We start from the raw sequence: 21,286 nt of genomic DNA, 5'->3' as shown, positions 1-21,286 counted from the left end.
CGTTTACTCCAAAATTGGAGCAAAACTCCTTGAACACGTCTTTTTTTAGAAAATTAAATTATACTAGCCCATTTTGATGTGTCCACTATTAAGACTAACTTAACTATATAGGCCAGTTGTTAATGCTATTAAAACTGTGACCATGCTTACAATTATTGACACAAATACCGTCACAAAAGTTGATATTAACGAGAACAATAGATCGGTAAAAATGATAAGTTTTTTATTGATTGATAATGATTCTTCAAGTCTTGTCTTCATTTAATTTAAATCATAGAGACTATGATCGTTAATCAATAATTTCACAATCTCATTTTCACTTTTGATTGTTGCACCACATATTTTTCTTCTATATCTTTTGTTTAAATAAGTATATGCATCTTTCGTTTTGCTAAACTTCATTCTTCAATCACCTCATGTGATTAATCGTCAATATTTTATTTAAGCCTATGTTCCATTGCCAACACCTATACAAATGGGTAAACTGGTCTTGATGTCTTGTATTGAAAACATTAACAACGTACCAACATTAGAATCATGTTTTACATCAACATCTAACGATATATTGATTGTTTTATATAGCTTTTTATCACTCATTTTAAAATGATGATTTTCCCCCTTAAACACTGTATAATTACTTATGTTTATACATGGGGGATAAAAATGAGAATTGCTTGGATCGATATCGCAAAAGGAATTGGCATTATTTTAGTTGTTGTTGGGCATTCAGGAAATCAATTTGCTTACCATTATTTTTTCTGGTTTCATATGCCTCTATTTTTCATTCTTAGTGGAATGACATTAAAAAAAATAAATACTTTTGGTGAATATTGTGCGTTTGTTTATAAGAAGCTTTATAGGCTTGTCATTCCATACATATCTTTTACCCTTTTAATATTGCTTGTTTCAAACTATTTCGATATTATTAATTACCGTTTTCAGTTATCAAATTTTATAAATTCTTTATCTGATATCTGGTATGGTGGCCAGCGAATGAAAGGATATTATGCTGTTTTTTGGTTTATCACATGCCTTCTTTTTACTGAATTAATCTTTGCCCTAATCCAAATAGTCTTAAAAAAAAGATCATCGCAAATCACTTTAACATTATTTTTATTTTTCATTGCACATATCGAAAAATTCATCATCCATACTGATTTGTTATGGGATATAGATGTAGCATTGTTTGCAATTGCTTATTTTTCATTTGGATTTCATTTTAAAAAATATATAGAATATGTTATCCATAACATTAAATTCATGCTTCCCATTGTGGCAATCTCTTTAACTATGTTTTTAGTCGACCATTACGGAGTTTATAAGTTTACTCTAGATATGAAATATAGAGTTTATTCAAATATTCTTTTGGATTTAATCATACCGATTTCATGTAGCATAGTGATTTTCTATATCAGTTATTTAATTTCAAAAACCCCCCTTTCAGATTTTTTAAAAAAGTTGGGAACAATGAGTATGGTCATCATGTTTTTACATTTTCCAATAAATTTAATTTTCCAAATTTATTATCATTATGGATGGAAAAAATTTAGTCTTATTGGCATTGTCGTGCCTATGTTTTTCTATCTTCTTTTCTCTAAAATTCATGCAAGCTTTTTCTTAGGAACTTTTCTCCCCAAGAAAAAAACAAAATGGATTAGCCGCAATGTAGTTCATTGATACTGATATTCCCGTAATATTGAATATTAATAAACAAATTAATCAAAATCGAAAGTACTTACGTAGTGAATACTTAATAATTATAAAATTGCTTACAGCAAACAACTAAACACATATTTAGTGTATAATAATGCACGAGATAATGCGTTTGAACGCGATTTTTCATGCATTTTTTTATGAATGGGGTGCTTGGGATGATTTATCGGACGAACACGGTTCAACTTTCAATCGAATCATTCGGACAGAGCCTAGGTGTTTCCTTAAGTCCGGACAATCCATGGGTTCAGCTTGCGGAACAGCTGCCATGGATCCGGATGGAGAAGACCTATCGTGAGGTTTTCTCGTCTCCACTTGGCCGAGCAGGCAAACCACCGTTTCGACTCCTCTATGGGGCGCTACTCATTAAGCAAGCCACCGGCCTTTCCGATGCTGATTTGGTCACGGCCATTCCACAAGACACTCCGGCGTATCAGTACTTCATGAGATGTCCCAACTACACGGTCAATCGGCCATTCAACCCATCCGCTCTCTCGCATTTTTTGGAAACGGATCGTGCCCACCAGTTCCCAGTTGCGTGCGATCATCGGCGACTGGGGTAAAACGCTACTTCAAGATAGTCTGGGAGAGAAGCAGGAGACGATGATCCTAGACGCCATGGTCACACCCGTGAATATCCCTTTCCTCAGGACTATTCCTTACTCAATCAGGCGCGCACGATCCTTGAAAAGTTCATTACGGAGCTGGCGCATCAGCTCCATGTCTCCATTCTGCGGACCTACAAACGGGAAGCCCATAAGACTTATGTCACGTTCACCAAGAAGCCTCGTCGTTCAGCCAAGGAAACACGCCAACAGGTCAAAACGCAATTGCAGTACGTGCGGCGTGACTTGCGTTACGTCGACGAGCTGCAGGCACAAGGAGGCCAATTGGCAGAACAGCAACGCAACCGACTGGCCCCATCCAGGAGCTGTTCACGCAACAGGAGGTCATGTATCGGACGAAAACCCACCAAGTGGACCATCGAATTGTCAGTCTGGCTCAGCCGTATGTGCGTCCGATCAAGCGAGGCAAGGCCAAACAAAACACCGAGTTCGATCCCAAAATTAATGGCTCCATTCAAGAGGGAATCCTTGAAATCGAACGTGTCGACTTCAACGCGTTCAATGAAAGTAGTGACTTCCAAAAAGCCGTTGAACGGTATCACGACCAACACGGTTATTACCCCGACGAAGTACTGGCTGATAAGTTGTACCGCAACCGGGAAAACATCGCCTTTGCCAAAGAGCGGGGCACCAAGATACTCGGCCCAAAACTGGGTCGTAAACCCAAGGTCATGGATGAAAAGCAACGACGCGCGGAGAATCGCCGTGGGCAAATTGAACGCAGCTTTGCTTTTATTTAAGCAAAAGTGTAACCTTGCTTAGTGCGCGCCAAAACAGCTGAGACCATTGCCGTTACCATTGATATGGGGATCATCCTAGCAAACATCGATACGGCACTACGTCTTTTTTCTTTGGCCTTTTTACTTGTCGTACAAATCGAGGAGACGCTCTTAACTATTAGCTATAAATCAAGTGAAGACACCGAATTTTTACTTGTCTAATTCAGCATCCACTACGTAAGCGTCAAATAGCCCACATCTTTAACTAGGTGTGGGCTATTTGACGCTTACTTTTAATCGATCAATAACAATACTAAAAACGTAAGATCCCGAAATTTTAATTAATGTGTTTTTGATCATCTTTTTTACTTACATCTTTGAAATAAGACTCCAGCGCAGAACGCCAATCTTTGATATCTTCAAACCCATTTAATCTCAGCGCCATATGCTCAAACTCCGAATTTTTTGGCCGTTTCGCAGGTCTTGGAAATTCTTCCGTCGTACACGGATCGACTTTAATATCAATACCTTTAATATCAAAGATCGCTTTTGCAAACTCGTGCCATGTACAGCTGCCTGAATTTGAAAGGTGATACACTCCATATTTATCGGTTTGAAAGAGCTCAATAATCTTCTCTGCCAAATCCTTTGTGTATGTTGGACAGCCTCGCTGATCATTAACAACTTTTAACTGTTCGTGCGTTTCGGCTAATTTCAACATAGTCTTAACGAAGTTGCCGCCATATTGACCGTAAACCCAAGAGGTACGTGCAATGAAGAATTTTGAATGAAAGTCATGCACAAACTGTTCACCAGCATATTTCGATTGTCCATAAACGCCAAGCGGAGATGGAAAATCAAATTCAGAGTAAGCTCCTTTCTTCTCACCATTGAAGACGTAGTCGGTACTCACATAAACGAGCTTTGCACCGATTTCTTCCGAGGCAATCGCAACATTACGGGTACCGATTGCATTGACAAGAAAAGCTCCATCTCGGTCTGTCTCCGCCTGATCAACTGCAGTATATGCAGCTGTGTGACAGACCACATCTGGTTTAATTTCACCAAAGACTTGATGAACTTGATCAAGGTCAGTAATGTCTAGTTTTTGATGACCAAGGCTGTGGGTCTTGAATCCTTTTTCCTGAAGCACGATGGTTAATTCTGTGCCAAGTTGACCCTGTCCGCCTGTAACCAGTACTTTATTTGACATAACTCTTCGCCCCATATTGCTTCTTGTAGTAATCCATATATTCACCGGACTTGATCTTGCGCCACCATTGTTCATGATCCAGATACCATTGAATCGTTTCCTTAATACCGGAGTCAAAATTATATTGTGGTTTCCAGTCCAGTTCAGTTTCAATCTTCGTCGGATCAATGGCATAACGGCGGTCATGACCGAGGCGATCAGAAACATGCTTAATCAAGTCACGAGACTTACCCAACGTATCAACAATCAGTTCAACGATGTCAATATTGCGTTTTTCATTATGTCCGCCGACGTTGTACACTTCGCCGGGTTTGCCCTGATGAAGCACGAGATCGATCGCAGCACAGTGATCTTCGACGTACAGCCAATCGCGAATGTTCTTACCATCACCATAGACAGGCAGTTCTTTTCCTTCCAAAGCATTCGTTACAACGAGTGGGATCAGTTTTTCCGGGAAATGATACGGGCCATAGTTGTTCGAGCAGCGAGTAATGTTCACATTCAAGCCGAAGGTTTCATAATAAGCGCGAACAATTAAGTCTGCAGACGCCTTGCTGGCAGAGTAGGGACTGTTCGGCGCAAGTGGTGTTGTTTCCGTAAAATAACCGTCAGGGCCAAGTGAACCATACACTTCATCCGTTGAAATCTGCAGGTATTTATAAATATTTTTGTTTTTTGCTACATCAAGCAACGTCTGTGTGCCTAATACATTTGACTTTACAAAAATGTCCGGTTCTGTAATGCTGCGATCGACATGCGATTCTGCGGCAAAGTTAACGATCGTATCAATCTCATACTGATCGACGACATATTCCACAAGTTCACGATTGCAAATGTTGCCGCGCACAAAATGATAATTTGGATAATCTTCAATATCTTTCAGATTCTCCAAGTTGCCTGCATAGGTTAGCAGATCATAATTGACCACCGTATCTTCCGGGCGGTATTTAATCATGTGATGAACAAAATTGCTTCCAATAAAGCCGGCACCACCGGTCACTAAGAGTTTCATTCGTTTTCAGCTCCAAATTCAAAGTTAATTTCCGCATCCTTCAATAGTGGATGCTTCGTATCTTTCTCAGAGAGAATTGGGTCCGTGACCGGCCAATCAATACCGATTGCCGGATCGTTCCAAAGAATGCCGCGATCCTGTTCCGGTGCGTAGAATTCATCGACTTTATAAAAGACATTGACATTGGGTGTTAATGTACAGAACCCATGGGCAAAGCCCTTCGGAATCAGCAACTGACGTTTATTGTATTCACTGAGGATAAAACCACCCCATTTCCCGAAGGTCGGGGAACCTTTGCGAATATCCACAACTACATCAAGGATGGCACCCGTCAGTACACGCAATAATTTTGTTTGACATTTCGGGCTAAGCTGGTAATGCAACCCGCGGACAATGCCTGCTTCACTAGATAGTGACTGGTTATCCTGAATAAATTTTGTATGTATATCATGCTCCGCTAATTTCTCGGCATTATAGCTTTCCATAAAGTATCCGCGATTATCTCCAAAAGCCTTTGGTTCAATAATTTTGACACCTTTTAAGAAGGTATCTGTAACTTTTATCTTTGACACTGTTTCCACCCGCCTAATTATAATTGACCTTTAATTAATCGAAGCAAATACTGGCCGTAACCACTTTTCTTTAGTGGCTGTGCCAATTCATACAGTTTTTCCGCGTCAATATAACCTTTTCGATAAGCGATTTCTTCAAGGCAAGCAACCTTCAGACTCTGCCGCTTTTCAACCGTTTGTATAAACAGGGAAGCATCAAGCAACGATTCGTGAGTTCCCGTATCCAGCCATGCAAAGCCTCTGCCCAGCAACTCGACATTCAGTGTTCCTCGTCTGAGATATTCCTCATTCACTGATGTGATTTCGAGTTCACCGCGGGCTGAAGGTTTTATACTTTTCGCAATATCAACCACTTGATTATCATAGAAATAAAGGCCTGTAACCGCATAGGTTGATTTTGGTACTTTAGGCTTTTCTTCAATCGAGATCACTTTGCCTGACTCATCAAAAGCAACAACACCAAAGCGTTCTGGGTCTTTAACATTATAGCCAAATACGGTTGCCCCCTTTTTTTGTGTAGCAGCTTTTTCAAGAATATTCGTAAATCCATGACCATAAAATATATTATCCCCAAGAATTAACGCAACCTGATCATCACTGATAAAATCTTCACCAATAATGAAGGCCTGAGCTAATCCATCTGGATTAGGCTGTACCTTATATTCTAAATGAATACCCCAGTCTGACCCATTCCCAAGTAATTCCTGAAACCGAGGCGTATCCTTAGGCGTAGAAATAATGAGAATGTCTTTAATACCCGCAAGCATAAGCACAGATAATGGATAGTAGATCATCGGTTTATCATATATTGGAACTAACTGTTTTGATATTGAACGTGTTATTGGATAAAGACGGGTACCGCTACCACCCGCAAGAATAATTCCTTTCAATTTTGTCACTTCTCCTATAACCATTTTAATTTAAAATAAATTGTTGGCTTTCAAATATTAACTACTAAATTTTTGAATTTATCATAGTTTTTAAGTGGATGTTTTACAAAATTTTATCTTTCGAAATATTTTTATTTTTATAGATATATATTATTTTTTTGATCGTTGGCATCTGGAATAATAAAACACAGCATAAAAATCCAATGTTAATTATAGTAACAAATTGATAGTCCTGGGTATTGATTAATGATGCTCCAAATAAAATGGCAGTGATAATGTTATGTATCTTCAACGAGAAACCGGTCCACATCATTTTGGAGAAATAACTTCTGCAATAGTAAAAAACTATATATGACACCCCAGTGGCTACTGCTGCGCCAATTGCACCAAAATGAGGCGTTAGCAAAATATTTATTATGATATTGGGAATCATGGAAATAATGCTGACAAAGATATTAAAGTAGCTTTTTCTTGAAAAAACAATTCCCAGTGTGGTTGTTTCGCTTAAAGTATACATTATTGGAAAAAGACATAAAAGTCCAAAGATATATTTTGCGTCTAGATAATCAGCAGATAAAAGAACAACAATAATATTTTTAAAAATTAGGATCACACAAAATAACATAGACATAAGTAATAAAACAACATCACTTACAAATTTAAAATAGACAATGTTCCTTTTTTCACTATACCATCGATATGCAACTGGGGTCCAAAAAGTACTAAAACTTGTTTGAAGTATTGTAAGCACAGTTGATATTTTTAGTGCAGCAGTAAAAATGCCAATCTCAAAATAATTACTCCAAGTTCTTAAAGCGATTCGATCAAAAGAATGCAACAGATTATTGATTGATGCAGCAAGAATTATAGGAATTCCAAAACTCAATAATCGTTTAATTTGTAGTTTATCTAATTTAAATGTTCTTAAATCAAGATATTTCCGATAACGAATGATTAAGTATAAATCAACAATAATCTGTCCCCATACATTAGAATAGACAACAGCTAAAAAATTTCTTTCTTTAAAAATGCCTAATAATATTAGGGTCAGTAATAATACATTCAACTTCAAAAAGATATTCACAGTAGAATACTCTAGCGCCTTTTCATCCATTCTAATTGAAAGTAATATAAATCTCTCAAAAACTAAAAATATTAACGATATACCAAACAGAACGGTTGCAAAATAATAAATCGGTGAGTCAAATAATAGACTTGATATCCTATGTATATTAAAAATCAATACAATAAGCATCAACAATGACAGCATTAATGGAAAAAGAATTGCATTTTTTAGGAGATTATCCTTATTATCTGTCTCATGATATTCTCTTGTGTATGCTTGATCTAGTCCAAGGTATAAAAATGTACCTATTAATGCTTGAAATAGTGTAAACATACCGGCTTTGCCATAATCCTCAGGAGATATGAAATACGTCGTTACTGGTATAGTAACAAAAGATATCATTGCCCCAATAACTGGTCCAATCGAGAAACCCAAAAATTTTTTTATCAGATTGTTCATTTTGTCCAAGATAAATAATTATCTTTTTCACCTCAACCATATTTATATGGCACACATGAAGGCTTAAATAATAGCTGTACATGCGTTGTAGTAAACTATCCTATTCTACAGAAAACATTAGTCTTACAAAAACTTTGTAAAACTTGTGATTAGATCTTCTTTTTTTAAATCTACATCTTTTTTGTTAACTTTGTAATCATCAATTATGTTATTTATAGACGGATATTTATCATTATTAATATTGTAAGGCTCTACTGAAATATTAAATGCCGAATAATAATCATCATACTTATATCCATCTCCAAGCGGCTTATCAGAATATACAATTCTTTTGTTTGGTATGTTAAAACTATCAGCCACAATTAAGCCATGCAGGCTGCTTGATAGTATATGTTCACATTCTGATATTTTCTTCACCACATCCATTGGATCTTCCGTCAAATCAATTAGTGTAGAATTTTCATATTTCAATTGAAGTTGTTTAAACCTTAATTCATTTCTTTCTCGAAAATGAGGTATTATGCCTATATTGTATTTTTTTTCAATCTTTCCTTCTAATAAACATGAAGCTAAAAGTCCACCATCACCGGTTGGAATTTTTAGATTTTTATTAAGTATTTTTTCTAACCTTTTTTTTGTCAACTCTCCTCGTACTGAAGCAATATTATTTTCTCGTCTCATACAAATGTTGTCTTCTTTTTTTGGATATTTAATAAAACCTGTAGACCAAACTTGCAGTGGGGAATTTAATTTAGCATATGTTCTTTGTAGTAGATTTTTTGGAAAATAAGCCATTTCCGCTTTCTCAGGGAAAAACATATTTAAGCCACTTCCAATACCTGTCGTTTCACATGTATATCTATTCGAACATTTCACTTTATAACCAAATACCTTTTCAATTATTAATTCATTTAACAAATCGCCCATGTTATCTATCTTCGCATAAAATACTTTTAATTCTTTCATATTCTTTCCTCACAATCATCACTAAAATATGTTTTTTTCAATTTCTCATTCCAATTTTCCAAAATTCTTTCCTTTTTGAAATCTTGTACCCTTTCTAGACTCTTCTTTTGATATTCTGTTAGTACATCTGGATTTTTAATCAAATTAATTATTTCTGATATAAATCCATCTATGTTTCCTCTCTCAATTAGAATACCATAATAATTTTCATGTCGTTTAAGTATTTCAAACGGGCCATTATTTTTAAAACTTACTATTGGCAAACCAAATAACATTGCCTCTGTCAAAACCAAACCGAAACCCTCCCAGCGAGAAGTTGAGATAAAAATGGAACCGGACAGATAAAATTTTATTAAATCTTTATTATATAAGTTGCCTTTTAAAATTATTTTATCTTGCAGTTCATTCTCTATAATTAGTTTTTTGAATAGTTTTTTGTCTTTTCCTTCACCAGCAACCAATATTCTCCAACCGTTTGGCAACTTTTTTCCAATTTCAATTAAATAATTTAAACCCTTTTGTTTCATTAGTAACCTGCCAACAAAGATTATATTCTTCTGTTTTAGGTCGGTTGTCTTACCTTCGTTATTTTCAATAGTGATCGGATTGTAAATAAAAATTGAGTTTTCATTTAGTTCTTTGAATTTTTGACAATCTTTTTCTGTAAGGCATACTACAAGATCAGCTTTTTTAATTCCACAGATATAGTTATGTATAAATTTTTTATAATAATACTGAGTATAAATCTCATATTCGTTATGTTGCCAAGCAACAATCTTAATTTTGGGTATTTCATTTTTAATTTTAGGTATAAATGATGTGAGCAATCCCTGACAAACAATGATAATATCAAAGACGTTATTTTCAAGATACCTTAAAAGATCATTAATTTGTTTTTTATAAATCCAATTAATATTTAATGATTTATGATCTAAATAAAATTTTCCGTTTAGAATTTTCCTTATTAATTTTTTCTTGAAGCTCAGTTTAGAAATGGCATGTGGCCTTTTTATCTTTTCATTAACTTCATAGGTGTATACATTTTCGCCAGAGAAGTCAATTAAAGATACCTGATAGCCGTCTGTGTGCAGCATATTTGCTACTTCTGTGGCAACTCTTCCTACCCCTCCTCTTTTATTAAATCGCTCATTTATTATACATATATTCATATTATTCAACCTCTTGTAGAATTCTTATATTGTTCTAAATCATGGGCTAAAGTTTTTTTACTTTCATTCGCATCTCTTTGCTGCAATTTATAATATTCACCAAAGATATAGAAATAATAAAAAATATTGTTAATATAGTAGTACTGATTTGGATTAAAATTTATACAAATAAAATTGCCTATAAATAGTGACAATGAAAAAGCCTTTAGCAATTTAGATTTTTCTTGTCTTAATATATAAACAATTATATAAAAATTACCAAAGACAAAAATAATAAAAATTATACAGCCTTGTTCAGCAAGAACATTCAAATACTGCGAATGGATCACAAGATCATGTATACCTTTATTCGCGTATAGGTAATACTGATATCTTGCTTCTCCAACCCCCAACCAAAAGTTATGACTAACAACATCCCCTAATACTCTTCTGTATTGTATAAATCTAGATGTTAATGTGTCACCCCTAGACTGAAATAAGTAATAATTGATTTTATTCCAAGTTACCAAAAGAGAAACTATTAAGAATAAAGTCAGTCCAATAACTGACCACTTCTTTTTTAAAAACATCTTTATATACTTTATTCGCGTTGTTACAACAATCAGTACTAATTCAACAAATATTGCAACATAACCAATTCTTGTTAAGGTTAAAAAAGAAAATAAAAGCGTAAAAATTAGTGAAAACAAACTAGTCAAATCTTTATTTTTCAAAAGATTATACAAAACAACTGCAAACAGTATCGCTCCGAGATTTCCAGCAGCATTGTTAGTCATTCCGATTCCAACCGCACGTTTTACAGTAGTCAATCCTTCATAATAGAAAATAGACTGATTAAAAGAACCTAAGACCAACATTTTACCCGTTATAAATTGTAATATAGCCAAAATTCCATTTGCAATTGCTAAGTAATTAGTATAGTACAGTAACTTATCAAATTTATATATTTTTATACTTTGATAAATTAAAATAATCATACTAATGCTTAGTAAGAGAATGACCATATAAAAATAATGCGCTTTATCTAAAACTGGAAAAACAACTAATGAATAAATAAAATGTGCTGCAATCAACAATAAAAAAACATATTCATATCGAAAATGAAAAGATTTCCTCTTTACTACGGAGGTAAACAAAGCAACAATGGCTAAAAAAATACTTGGTACGTAAAAAGTATTTTTAACTCCTACTATCGTTTGTGAATAGTGCAATGAAATGTGAAAATTAAAAAAACACATTAACAAAAACACTATGAGATTTTTATATTGATCTTCTTCCTTATAGAAAATTTTTTTGTTCAACGTTAAAAAAATTATCAATTCAATAAATAAACCAATTATTAGTTTAGCCACCGATATTTATTCCTCCAAATAACACTAAAGTAAATTTCCATTTCCCTCATTATGATCATTGAATTCATATTCTTTTATATTTTTTTTGAAAAATAACTCTTCATATCTTGAAACAATGTATCCCCACGAATAATGTTTTTCAATTCGCTTTTTTGCTTCGCTTCCAAATTTTTCTCTTTCTGTAGCCGACATTTGATCAGCTTTATGTATTAATTGTGATAGATTTCCAGATCTTTTTGTAAAATACATAGCTCCATTTGCTCCAACTTCTCTATTGAAAATCACATCAAGCAACAAATTTACTTTTGTCGAAGACAGAGCCTCAAGAAGAGAAGGATTTGTCCCCCCCACTTCATGGCCATGTAGATATCCATATGCTAACTCTCTTATTTTTCTAAGGAGGGGTTGGTCATAAACAGTTCCAACAAATTTAATTCTTGAATCCCTTAAACATTGTGTTGAATTAATTAATTTCTTATAAAAAGTATTTTCACTCACATTTGAAATAATTACTAAACTTTTATCTGTATCAGATTTCATAAATTCTCTAATCATTAATTCATAATTATTTTCTGGTACAAACCGACCGACAATCAAATAATAATTATTTGATTGTAGATAATTTTTGCTCAACCAATTGATAATTTTAGGATCGTCTGATTTTATTAACGATTCATCGACATCCGAACCATAGGCAATAAAAGTTGTTTTTGGCCTATATTTATAATAGTTTTTTTGAATATATTCTTCTATACCTTTAGAATCACAAATTAAAAGATCCGCATTTTTAACCATTAATCGTTCAGAAAGTTTCCAATATACTCTAATGGGCCTACTCCATTTGCTTCTCAACCATTCATGTCCGTCAGGATTGACAAACAGCTTCACTCCTAAGCGATTGAGCATTCTCTTATAGTAACCAATAAAAGGTCCAATACGACAAGCCAAAACATAAACAATGCTATTTTGCAAATGATTTTCTTGTATATACTTTATGCACCTTTTTAAACTTTTTACATCATAAATAATGGCTTTTGCGCTGCCAAGATCAGGCACATTAATATTAAAACATCTTGTGTTGTTATAGGTAAATTCCAAGTTATCACTGGCTAAGCAAGCAACATGATAATGTATATCACTGTTTTTTTTCTGTTTTGTTAATTGATCTACAAAAGTTTCAAATCCACCATATTTCGCTGGAATACCTTTAGAGCCAATAATAAATACATCAACCAACTTTATGCACCTCAACGTTAATATTGTGTGACGCTATCCTCAAATCAATTATTGAATAGGGAATGACTTTTTTCTTCCAAACCACAGAAGCATTTTTTTACTATCCATTAAATTCCGACTCATAATTTGTTTTCTTACCTGCAAAATATACTTAAAGTTCATAATAATAAATTTAAATGCAGGTAATGAAGTTTTTTCTTTTAACAATACTGCTATAAAAATCATTAAATCATAAGTTATAAAAAATATACCATCCCTGAATAAAGCATATCTTGTTTCATTTTGTAGTTCTAAAAGTATCCTATTTTTTACGGAATGCATATTTACCATTTCTGACATCTCATTACGTTTCAAAGGAGTATTATGTCTTACATGAAATGCCACTGCAGATGGACAATAGATGCATTGCCAATTCCGATGTTGCGCTCGCCAAGCTAAATCCACATCTTCACGGTATGCAAAAAAATACTCTAAGAAATATTCTCCATTTATACGAATATCCTGTAACATTTGTTTGTTATATAAAGGCGCTGCACCAGAAGCGCCAAAAACGTATTCTTTTTTGTCATACTGACCAATGTCTACTTCCTCAGCACCTCTATCCAAACTACGTCTATTTTTTTTAAAATAGACCCCAGTTGAATCAATAATATCAGTTTTTTTCTTTTTTTCTAAGTCAAATCGAAGTAATTTCCCAGATACCATGCCCACTCTTTTTTTACTTTTTATTGTCAACAGCATATTCTCTAAAAAATCTTTCTCTACAAAAACATCTGGATTAAGCGGCATGTAAAATTTTCCTTCTGACAAGCTAATGCCTAGATTATGTCCACCACAAAACCCCAAATTTTTTTCGTTTTTTATAATTTTCGCCAAGGGATATTCTTCCTTAATAATGTCACAAGTTCTATCAGAGGAGGCATTATCAATGATCAAAAGTTCAAAATCATTCAGGGTTTGTTCTTGTAAGCATTTCAAGCATTCTCTTATAAATTTCTGGCTATTCCAAGTTACAATGCAGACAGTTAAATCCATCTTAATCCTCCAACATTTTGCAAATATGATCGACTTTTTTGCTCCACGTATTCTCTTTCATGAAAGTTAGTCGTTCATTTTTCAATCCATCATTGTTTTCATTCAATGCTGTTGCCAGTTTCTTTACAAACTCCTGTCTGGTATGTCCTACATAAATAATTTGATTCAAGAGATCTGCCGGGGGAATCTCAGTCGAAACAATTGGTTTCCCATAAGCAAGATAATCATAGATTTTCATGGAGTCTTGGGATAATGTATATTCATTAACAACATGAGGGACAATACATACATCAAATTTACTAATATACCTTGGAATATCTTTATAATCCTTTGGTCCAGTAAACGAAGTATTTGAATAGTTCGCTAACAATTGATCAAAAAGTTTTGATTGAAAATCATTTTTCCCAACAAAAATAAATTTAACACGTGGATAGTGTTTAATTACTGACTCTAATAAGTCCATGTCTAACCTCTCATGAATATTGCCAATATACCCCACATATTTTCTCTTGTTATTTTTCTTGATGTTAACATTCTCAATTTTTAAAGAAGAAGTATTACAAATCAATTCAACCTTATTTACATGTGTTGATAATTTTTTTTTCATGTGAATTGTATTTGTAAGTATAAGTTCCGCATAATCTTTTGCTATATTATAACCGCGATTAATATATTTCATATGTCTTTTTCTATTTTTATAAAAAGGTGACAAACTCCAATCATCATATGCATCAAATAAGTTATGATAATTTTTTAATTTTAATATTAGACCTACAGATTTCGGATCACTAATCCACAAAAAACAATCACTTTGCTTAGTTTGTTTTAAGACATATTTTAATATGTACGGTAAAATTAATTCTTCTAATTTACCGAATGGGATACAATGTTCAATATAAAAAACTTTATTTTCACAATCAAAGAACAAATTAAAGAATAATTTTCTTAATAATAATTGACGATTTGACTTTTTGACTTTTAGAATTCGAAACGGATGAAGTCTGTTTACAATCAAGGCCTCAGAAAATCTTTTATGATTGTAAAATTGCTCTACCATTTTCAGTGGTCGGTTAACCTGACCTTTTAGAACATGATCATACCAATTATGAGGTGTAATATAAATTAAGCATTTATGAAACATTCGTTTCCCTCTTTATTCTTCTTAAAAATATAGGGAACTTCTTAATAAGCTCCCTTAGACCAAAATAATTGTACAATTGTCATGATTATTATTTTCAAATCTTGTATAACTGACCTTTTTCTTATATATTCCAAATCATATTCAACCATCTTATCAAATCCGACATTGCTCCGCCCGCTTATCTGCCACAGGCCAGTGCACCCTGGTGTCACAAGTAGTCTTTGCATATCATAATCAGAGTATTCATCAACCTCACGTGGAAGTGGCGGACGTGGTCCAACAAGACTCATATTCCCCTTCAATACATTAATAAATTGTGGTAACTCATCAATACTTGTCTTTCTAATAAAATGACCGATTTTTGTTACTCGTGGATCTTTTTTCATTTTGAACATCGCACCAGTCGTTTCATTTTCGTCAAGTAATTCATCAAGTAATTGTTCTGCATTGGTTACCATCGATCGAAATTTATAAATATAAAAATTTTGGCCATTTTTACCCACACGAATTTGTTTAAAGATTACGTTACCATGTGGATCTTCGAATTTTATAGCTAAAGAAACAATTAAGAAAACTGGAGAGAGCAAAACAAGACCAACCAAGGCGCCAAAAATGTCCAACAAACGTTTCATAAACAAATAACCTTTGCTGTCATTAATCGCCGTCAAAGTACTGGATTTAATATATTTAGTTGTTTCCATATAAGGCGTCCTAAACTCCGATCTTGATAGAGCCATCGTCTGTTCCTCCGTTTACTTGTTCATCTTGTTAGCCAATCAATTCAGGCGCCTGATCCGGACGCCCAATTGAGTAATATTCAATTGTTGCTTTTTTCACTTCATTCAGATCATAGCAATTGCGGCCATCAAACACGATCGGTTCCTTCATTAACTGACTGTAAATTGAAAGATTTGCTTTTTTAACTTCAGACCAGTCGGTAATGATCACAGTGAAGTCAGCATTTTTAAGTGCTTCAGTAAAGTCTTCGGTATAACCGATTTCAGTTCCTAATTGTTTCTTAGCATTGTTGACTGCAATTGGATCATAAGCGATGACATTTGCACCCAACTCTACTAATTTTGGAATTATAACAAGAGCGGGTGATTCCCTCAAATCATCCGTATTCGGTTTGAATGCCAATCCTAGGACTGCAACGCGCTTTCCCTGTATGTCGTCACCAAAGCGGCTCAGAATTTTATGAAGTAATAAAACTTGCTGATTGTTGTTCACTTCAATGACTGATTTTAAAAGGTTGAACTCATGATTCGCGTTACCCGCCAATTGAACCAGTGCGTTTGTATCCTTTGGAAAACATGAACCACCATAACCGATTCCCGCTTTCAAAAAGTCAGGACCGATTCGATGATCAAGTCCCATACCCTTTGCGACTTCTTCAACATTCGCTCCCATGGACTCACAGAGATTGGCAATTTCATTGATAAAACTGATTTTTGTCGCTAGAAAAGCATTCGATGAATATTTAATCATTTCCGCACTGGAAATGTCGGTCTTAACAATTGGTGTATTAAAGGGTTTATTAATTTGTGCCAAGATTTCACCTGTCTCAGCATCTTCTGCCCCAATGACAATTCGATCACCGTGAAAAGTGTCTTCTACTGCCGAACCTTCGCGAAGAAATTCAGGATTTGATGCTATTTTTACACGAACACTGTTCATCGTATGCTGATTGATCAAATTCCTAATATGGAAATTCGTACCAACCGGGACTGTGCTCTTTATGACAACGATGATATCTCTTTTAATGTTAGCGGCAATATCCAAAGCAGCTTGTTCGACATAGTCAAGATTTGCCGCACCATCTGCACGCTGCGGCGTTCCGACCGCAATGTACACAACCTCCGCGTCAGGTAGGCCCTTTTGATGCTCGGAAGTAAAGCGCAGATTCCCAGAGCCAATGTTCTTCTTAATCAGTTCTTCAAGGCCCGGCTCATATATGGTTGGTATCCCCTTACTCAATCTTTCAACTTTACTTGGATCAACATCAATACAGGTTACAACGTGACCGATTTCCGATAGTGCGACACCTGTTACAAGCCCGACATAGCCAGTACCAATCACCGCTATTTTCATTTGTTTCCCTCACAATCGTTTAACTGCTTGTGAAAATTACTACTTAATTATCACTCAAGTGGCAATTTATTCTCATGAAGAATGCGTTCAATGCCTTTAAGAACATCCTTCTGAATTGTTTTATCTTGAAGTGCCATTTCGATGTTGGTTAAAACAAAACCAAGTGTTTCACCCACATCGTAACGTCTGCCCTCAAATTGATAAGCGAATACGCCTTGAAGTTCATTTAACTTCTGAATCGCATCCGTCAGTTGGATTTCTCCGCCGGCGCCGATTTCCTTCTTGTCGAGGAAGTCGAAAATCTCCGGAGTCAGCACGTAACGGCCGATGATCGCCATATTGGAAGGCGGATTGCTTTCCGGTTTTTCGACGAATTTGCGAACATCAAATAAGCGGCCATCCTGCGTCTTCGGGTCAATAATACCATATCGGTGTGTCTGATTCTCGGGAACCTCTTTGACACCGATGCAGGAGCACCCGGTCTTCTCATATTGGTTGATCAGCTGCTTGATGCAAGGTGTCTCCGCCTGAACGATGTCGTCGCCGAGAAGGACGGCAAACGGTTCGTCACTGATAAACTTGCGGGCGCACCAAACGGCGTGACCCAGACCTTGCGGCGACTTTTGCCGGATATAATGAATATCAATCTTAGATGGTTCACGCACTTTCTCAAGTAAATCTAATTTATTTTTTTGAATCAAATTCTGTTCCAATTCGTATGCAATATCGAAGTGATCTTCGATTGCCCGTTTGCCTTTTCCGGTAACGATAATAATGTCTTCAATGCCTGCTTGAACGGCTTCCTCAACAATATACTGGATTGTCGGCTTATTGACAATGGGAAGCATTTCCTTTGGCAATGCCTTTGTTGCCGGCAAGAAGCGTGTACCTAACCCTGCAGCCGGAATGACTGCTTTTCTGACTTTCTTCATCAAAAAACCCCCTGAGTTGTGGAGACACATATCTTACTTGTGATGAAAGCTCTATGATGGTGTCTCGTTGAGTAATGAGGACATTCTATCTTATCTCTATTAAAATTGAATTAAAAATATGGGATGGATCAAGAACTCAAGATTCTCTCATTATACACTATTCCTATGCGATGTGAAGCTAAAACTCGACAATTTTTGTCTCGTCAAACTACAAGCATTATAGCATATTTTATTTTATTGAAAAGAGGGAGATCTGGGAAGAAAGTCACGGGAGTTGATTCTATCGGCTTTCGTTGGATATTGTTGCTCTATATTTACGTTTTGTTTACAAAAACGTTTCAACGTTCAGTGCTGAAAATGTCCTATTATGTCATTTATTTGCGCTGCTTAAGCAATTTTTTGCTGGCGTCGCTTCATCACTTCATTCTTCAATTGTGACGTAATAACCTTCCGCCTCACGGCCTGGCCGTGTCGTCTTGACATATACGCGATAATTTCCATACAACCGAAGTCAATGAGTTTTCCGCGCATACTTCTCACTGAGCATTCTGCAGTTTGCTCGATGCTTTCGGTTTGTTATATGCGTCAGGGATTGTCCTCTTGTCATCAGATTCATGATAAAAACGTATAATGTCTCCTTTACTTCGTACTATGAATAATTCTTTCTCGCTTTCTATGTGAAATCCGATGTGAGCCCGCCTTGATCTGTTGATAATTGTGTCTCTTCGTGCCATTCCCTGAGACTGATTCTTTGACATTTGCAGCCATGTAATGATGTGATGTGCAGAATTACGGTCGGCATCCTTCATCCTTCTTTCTTTCAATTCTCAAATTTTTTCAAAAGATATTTCTGCGTTTTGATTTCACTTAGATTTTCGCAGAGCCCGTAATGCTCTTGGGATATTTGACAATGATCGTTCTTTCAAATAAAGTAAATGTGACTTTCGTGGTTTTTTCGGACTCTTTTTTGTGTATCCTTTAAAAAAGGAAGATTGTAATGAACAAACAATTTGCCGTGATCGGCCTTGGCCAGCTTGGTTCAAGCGTCAGCATCGAGCTGAGCAATATGGGTTGCGAGGTCTTGGCGATCGATGTTGACCTGGATAAAGTAAATGATTACTCAGACGTGGTGACGCAGGCGGTTCAGGCGGATTCGACGGATGAGAAGGTGCTGCAGGCGCTCGGAATTCGCAATTTTGATCATGTGATTGTTGCGATCGGACGTAATATTCAGGCAAGCATCCTGACGACGCTGTTGCTGAAGGAAGCGGGTGTGAAGGAGATTTGGGCGAAGGCTCAGAATGACTATCACGAGAAGATCCTGAGGAAACTCGGTGCGGACAAGATCATTCGTCCCGAGGTTGAAATCGGCTTCCGAATCGCGCATCTGGCAACCGCGAATAAGATTCTTGATTATATAGAGCTGTCGAAAGATTACAGTATTATTGAAATTGAAGTGACAGATCGGCTGATCGGGAAGTCAATTATGGAAATTGATGTACGCGCGAATTACGGCTGTAATGTGATCGCGATTCGTCGTGATCGTTCCGTTATTGTGCGTAATATCGGTGAATTGAAGCTTGAGCGCAATGACGTGCTTCTAATTATCGGAAAGAGCGAGGATCTGGAGCGATTTGAGAAGGAGGGAGTCTGAGTATTTTTTCTGACTTCCTTCTCAATTAAGGCAGGGAATTTACTATGACGCAATCGACGAAGAAAATACTTTCCGCGCTTGATCTCAAGCGATTCAAATTCAGCCCGCCGCTCTTTCTGTCTCTTTTGCTGTTTGTCATTATCGTAATTGGGACATTGCTCTTAAAACTGCCGGTCTCTACAAAGCATCCGATTTCGTGGCTGGATGCCCTTTTTTTATCGACTTCCGCTTCAACGGTTACGGGGCTTTCACCTTTTGATACCGGTCAAACGTTTACCTTCTTCGGACAAATTGTTCTGATGCTGCTGATTCAGGTTGGCGGTATTGGCATCATGGCGTTTGCCGTATTTTTTGTTATTTTACTCGGCAAGAAGGTTTCGATTCGGCAGCGGCAGCTGATGCAGGAGGCGCTGAATGTTCCGTCGATTGGCGGTGTGATCCGGCTGGTCAGCTGGATTTTAATTTTTTCCTTTGTGATTGAACTGATCGGCACGTTCTTTCTCGCGTTTCGATTTGTTCCTGAATTTGGTTGGGGTAAAGGGCTGTATTATGGGCTCTTCCACTCGATCAGCGGATTCAATCAGGCCGGCTTTTCCCTTTTTCCCGGCAACATGAGCCGGTATCTCGGTGATCCGATTGTGAATCTGACGATGATCATGATGATTACGCTCGGTGGGATCGGCTTTACGGTGCTTGCTGAGCTGCTGTCCACACACCGCTACCGTAAGCTCTCGCTCCATGCCCAGGTGATGATCACCGGGACTTTGATTATTAATGCAGTCGCTGTGCTGGCGATTTTCATTATTGAGTATGCGAATTCGAATACGCTCGGTCCGCTCAGCCTTGGCGATAAATTCTGGGGTGCTTTCTTCCAAGGTATATCACCGCGAACGGCAGGTTTGACGACGATTGATCCGTCCGGATTGAGCCAGGCCTCCCTGCTGCTCACGATGCTGATGATGTTCATTGGTGCGGGCAGTACATCAACGAGCGGGGGCATCAAACTGACGACGTTCATGATCATCATCGCGCAGGTGTTTACCTTTTTGAAAGGTCGGCGCGAGGTTGTCATTAACAAGCGCACGGTGAATCATCAGGTCATTGTGCGCGCGGTATCGATTATCTCGATTTCGGTGATTGTCGTCCTGCTTGCCGTATTTCTGCTCTGCCTGTCGGAGCAGCAGCCGTTTGTCGTGATTCTGTTTGAAGTGATCTCGGCGTTCGGTACTGCTGGTGAATCGATCGGTGCGACGGCACATCTTTCCGCCTTCGGTAAGATTGTGATTATGTGCGTGATGTTTTTCGGTAAGGTCGGCCCACTGACGCTGGCATTCTCAGTGACGAAGCGTTCGCATGTGGACATCCGCTATCCGGATGGGGAGATTTATACAGGGTAAAGAATTGAAGAAGTTCTGGAATACGTTTAACCACGGCTTAGCT

At 36.5% G+C, this 21,286-nt stretch carries 17 protein-coding genes and 1 pseudogene; 4 read left to right on the top strand and 14 right to left on the bottom strand.

Features of this window, described 5'->3' with window-relative positions; genetic code table 11:
- The first annotated feature begins 663 nt into the window (after positions 1-663).
- Both NIE88_RS00090 and NIE88_RS00085 read left to right on the top strand, forming a co-directional pair.
- Complete coding sequence (locus NIE88_RS00090; RefSeq protein WP_253057668.1) at positions 664-1,677, top strand: acyltransferase family protein; 1,014 nt, start codon at positions 664-666, stop codon at positions 1,675-1,677.
- Between the two features lie 194 nt (positions 1,678-1,871).
- A pseudogene (locus tag NIE88_RS00085) lies at positions 1,872-3,280 on the top strand (IS5 family transposase).
- A 115-nt stretch (positions 3,281-3,395) separates the two neighbouring features.
- Here NIE88_RS00085 and rfbD read toward each other — a convergent pair.
- From rfbD to galU, 14 genes are all read right to left on the bottom strand, one after another.
- The gene (gene rfbD, locus NIE88_RS00080) at positions 3,396-4,271 is read right to left on the bottom strand and encodes a dTDP-4-dehydrorhamnose reductase (RefSeq protein ID WP_253057667.1); all 876 of its coding nucleotides are present in this window, start codon (positions 4,269-4,271) and stop codon (positions 3,396-3,398) included.
- Complete coding sequence (rfbB, locus tag NIE88_RS00075; protein WP_253057666.1) at positions 4,261-5,283, bottom strand: dTDP-glucose 4,6-dehydratase; 1,023 nt, start codon at positions 5,281-5,283, stop codon at positions 4,261-4,263. The genes rfbD and rfbB overlap by 11 nt, the downstream gene beginning before the upstream one ends.
- A complete protein-coding gene (gene rfbC, locus NIE88_RS00070; protein WP_253057947.1) occupies positions 5,280-5,846 on the bottom strand; it encodes a dTDP-4-dehydrorhamnose 3,5-epimerase in 567 nt (188 codons plus the stop codon). Before rfbC ends, rfbB begins: the two co-directional genes overlap by 4 nt.
- A 26-nt stretch (positions 5,847-5,872) precedes the next feature.
- Complete coding sequence (gene rfbA / locus NIE88_RS00065) at positions 5,873-6,745, bottom strand: glucose-1-phosphate thymidylyltransferase RfbA (RefSeq protein ID WP_253057665.1); 873 nt, start codon at positions 6,743-6,745, stop codon at positions 5,873-5,875.
- 103 nt (positions 6,746-6,848) lie between these two features.
- A complete protein-coding gene (locus NIE88_RS00060; RefSeq protein ID WP_253057946.1) occupies positions 6,849-8,270 on the bottom strand; it encodes a lipopolysaccharide biosynthesis protein in 1,422 nt (473 codons plus the stop codon).
- Positions 8,271-8,393: 123 nt separating this feature from the next.
- Positions 8,394-9,236 (bottom strand): polysaccharide pyruvyl transferase family protein, encoded by an 843-nt coding sequence (locus NIE88_RS00055; RefSeq protein WP_253057664.1) that lies wholly within the window; start codon positions 9,234-9,236, stop codon positions 8,394-8,396.
- Positions 9,233-10,405, bottom strand: coding sequence for a glycosyltransferase (locus tag NIE88_RS00050; RefSeq protein WP_253057663.1), 1,173 nt, complete (start codon positions 10,403-10,405; stop codon positions 9,233-9,235). The genes NIE88_RS00055 and NIE88_RS00050 overlap by 4 nt, the downstream gene beginning before the upstream one ends.
- 5 nt (positions 10,406-10,410) lie before the next feature.
- Complete coding sequence (locus tag NIE88_RS22545) at positions 10,411-11,757, bottom strand: O-antigen ligase family protein (protein WP_253057662.1); 1,347 nt, start codon at positions 11,755-11,757, stop codon at positions 10,411-10,413.
- Positions 11,758-11,781: 24 nt separating this feature from the next.
- Complete coding sequence (gene cps2T / locus NIE88_RS00040; RefSeq protein ID WP_253057661.1) at positions 11,782-12,993, bottom strand: beta 1-4 rhamnosyltransferase Cps2T; 1,212 nt, start codon at positions 12,991-12,993, stop codon at positions 11,782-11,784.
- 48 nt (positions 12,994-13,041) lie between these two features.
- Positions 13,042-14,028, bottom strand: a complete 987-nt coding sequence (locus NIE88_RS00035) for a glycosyltransferase family 2 protein (RefSeq protein ID WP_253057660.1) — start codon at positions 14,026-14,028, stop codon at positions 13,042-13,044.
- Between the two features lies 1 nt (position 14,029).
- The gene (locus tag NIE88_RS00030) at positions 14,030-15,169 is read right to left on the bottom strand and encodes a glycosyltransferase (protein WP_253057659.1); all 1,140 of its coding nucleotides are present in this window, start codon (positions 15,167-15,169) and stop codon (positions 14,030-14,032) included.
- Between the two features lie 41 nt (positions 15,170-15,210).
- The gene (locus NIE88_RS00025; protein WP_253057945.1) at positions 15,211-15,870 is read right to left on the bottom strand and encodes a sugar transferase; all 660 of its coding nucleotides are present in this window, start codon (positions 15,868-15,870) and stop codon (positions 15,211-15,213) included.
- A gap of 67 nt (positions 15,871-15,937) precedes the next feature.
- Positions 15,938-17,260, bottom strand: a complete 1,323-nt coding sequence (locus NIE88_RS00020) for a UDP-glucose dehydrogenase family protein (protein ID WP_253057658.1) — start codon at positions 17,258-17,260, stop codon at positions 15,938-15,940.
- Between the two features lie 50 nt (positions 17,261-17,310).
- A complete protein-coding gene (galU, locus tag NIE88_RS00015; protein ID WP_253057657.1) occupies positions 17,311-18,192 on the bottom strand; it encodes a UTP--glucose-1-phosphate uridylyltransferase GalU in 882 nt (293 codons plus the stop codon).
- Between the two features lie 997 nt (positions 18,193-19,189).
- On the opposite strand from galU, the gene NIE88_RS00010 reads away from it, so the two are divergent.
- Both NIE88_RS00010 and NIE88_RS00005 read left to right on the top strand, forming a co-directional pair.
- Positions 19,190-19,846 (top strand): potassium channel family protein, encoded by a 657-nt coding sequence (locus tag NIE88_RS00010; protein WP_253057656.1) that lies wholly within the window; start codon positions 19,190-19,192, stop codon positions 19,844-19,846.
- A 44-nt stretch (positions 19,847-19,890) separates the two neighbouring features.
- Positions 19,891-21,243 carry a TrkH family potassium uptake protein gene (locus NIE88_RS00005; protein ID WP_253057655.1) on the top strand — a complete coding sequence of 451 codons (1,353 nt, stop codon included), beginning with the start codon at positions 19,891-19,893 and terminating at the stop codon, positions 21,241-21,243.
- Positions 21,244-21,286 lie beyond the last annotated feature (43 nt).

It is taken from the genome of Sporolactobacillus shoreicorticis (genome assembly GCF_024125445.1).
Classification (GTDB): domain Bacteria; phylum Bacillota; class Bacilli; order Bacillales; family Sporolactobacillaceae; genus Sporolactobacillus; species Sporolactobacillus shoreicorticis.
Note: the sequence above shows the minus strand (reverse complement) of the source record. Positions and strands in the feature narration are given on the sequence as shown.